At 37.0% G+C, this 2,207-nt stretch carries 2 protein-coding genes; one reads left to right on the forward strand and one right to left on the reverse strand.

Annotated elements, in window-relative coordinates; genetic code table 11:
* A partial coding sequence (locus A5844_RS09985; protein WP_086285035.1) for an ISL3 family transposase occupies window positions 1–1,178 on the forward strand: 1,178 nt, incomplete at its 5' end.
* 107 nt (window positions 1,179–1,285) lie between these two features.
* Here the strand turns inward: A5844_RS09985 and A5844_RS09990 are convergent.
* Window positions 1,286–2,137 (reverse strand): VOC family protein, encoded by an 852-nt coding sequence (locus tag A5844_RS09990; protein WP_086285036.1) that lies wholly within the window; start codon window positions 2,135–2,137, stop codon window positions 1,286–1,288.
* Window positions 2,138–2,207: the final 70 nt, after the last annotated feature.

Here is a 2,207-nt window from a genome sequence, read left to right on the forward strand (position 1 = left end):
TTAAAAACGAAGGACAAGTGATTAAATATGGGACCCACCAAACCACCATTCAATTACTACCGATCCATTCACGTAAAACAATCTTAAAACTTAAAAAAACTCGATTCCTATGTAAAGAGTGTGGCGCAACTTTCTCGGCTGAAACTTCTTTAGTCGATAGAAATTGTTCGATTTCTGTCGACTTGAAACGAAAAATCATGGCAGAATTAGCGACCAACTCCAGTAGAAAAGACATTGCCTTTCGTTATTTCGTATCGGATGTAACGATTTTACGAATCATGAAAGTGGCTGTGAAGAACGTTAAAATACGTTTGGACTACTTGCCCTCCGTTCTTTGCTTTGATGAATTTAAAGCAATGAAATCCTGTGTGGGTAAAATGAGTTTTATCTTCATGGATGGTCAGACGAATCAAATTCTTGGTCTTCTTGAAAGTCGTAAACTAGCTTATCTACGTACCTATTTCTCTCGCTATACCCGTCAAGCTAGAGAGAATGTCCAATATATCGTCATGGATATGAACGCTCCTTATTTTGAGTTAGCGAAAAGTATTTTTCCCCATGCAAAAATTGTCACGGATCGTTTTCATATTATCCAACATATTCACCGAGCGTTGAACCATTTACGGATTCAAATCATGAACACTTATCGCAAGAACGATCGTCTGAAGTATAAACGATTCAAACGTTACTGGAAGTTATTTCTAAAGGATTCTTATCTATTAGATAGCTCACGCTATCGCTATGATCATTCCTTTAAGCGTCCGATGACTGAAAAAGCGATCGTCGATGAATTACTCAGCTATGATTCCACATTGAAGTTGGCTTATGACACTTGTCAACTCCTTCTCTATCACTATAAACAAAAAGTGACGAACGACTTTTTCGAAGTGGTGAATACCTTAGATACCCAACTTCCTGAGTGGTTTCGTAAGAAACTTACTTTCTTCAATAAATATAGAAAAGGAATCAAGAATGCCTTCCAAACACCCTATAGTAACGGGGCCTTAGAAGGGACAAACAATAAAATCAAGGTCATCAAACGAGTCGCTTATGGTTACCGTAATTTTCTCCATTTTCGTGACCGTATTTACTTGATTCAGGGCTTGGTTTTCCAAGATCAATCCAAAACAAAAAAGAATCAATCGAAGCGTATTTCTGCTTCGATTGATTCTCGATGAAATTCTTTCAATTGGAACTCACCAACACTACTTGTCGAAGAGCCAAAAGAACAAGAATCATCCAGTTTTTCCTGAATCATTCTTGCTCTTATAGCTACTTCAATCGATCATGGCTTTTTTGTTTCTTTCGTTTCATCAACAAACCACCATTCAATTCCGATGGCATCATATAAAGTCAGTACTTTTTGTTTTTTGTCCACATAGAAATCCACAGATTCTGTTTTTAAATGCGTGAGCAATCGTTGCATATTTTCTTGATCGACAACAAATTTCAAAAAATCCAACCCAAGTACTTCATCCGTCGGAAGCGCAATGACTTGGCTATCAGACTCAGTTAACCCAATGTGGAAATCTCCTTCATTTAAGACAAACTCTTTATCCACATCGTCATGTACATTTAGACCTAAAATATTCGAAAGAAAGGCACGCTGTTTGTCGATATCCAGTACATTCAGATGGACTTTTTCAAAATATGAGCCAGAAGATAATCTTTTGAAACGCCCATTTGACAAGCGTAACAAAGCTTCCTGATCCATTTTTTCTGCATCTGCTTGATGCGTTGCGTTCTTCGCTTCATAATAAATCTCAAGTTCATTTCCTTCTGGGTCCTTTAGTAAGATCCCTAAGCGTCCATCACTTTCCAACGCCTCTTCAATTGGATAGTTTTGCTTGTGAATACGAGAAAGCATGTCTGCCATTTCTTCTTCACTTGGAATAATCAATGAAAATCGATTGAGCTTTTTGACTTCCCCGAAGTGATCATTTGCTCTAGGACTTTCTTCCAACCATAACATCTCGCTGTCATTTTCTTGTGTTCCAAAAATAGCTAACTCATTTTCTTCTCTCTTTAAATCAAAACCGACCGTATCCTTATAAAAATGAATCATTTTATCTCGGTCTTTTACCCGAATGGCTATACTCTTCAAATAAATTGTAGACCCCAAATTAAAAACTTTCATATTTCTTGCTCCCCTCTAAGTCAAGCTTTATTTTAACGATGCTTTTCAATTCTTTCAAGCAATATATGAT

This window comes from Candidatus Enterococcus wittei (assembly GCF_002140175.1).
Lineage (GTDB): Bacteria > Bacillota > Bacilli > Lactobacillales > Enterococcaceae > Enterococcus_B > Enterococcus_B wittei.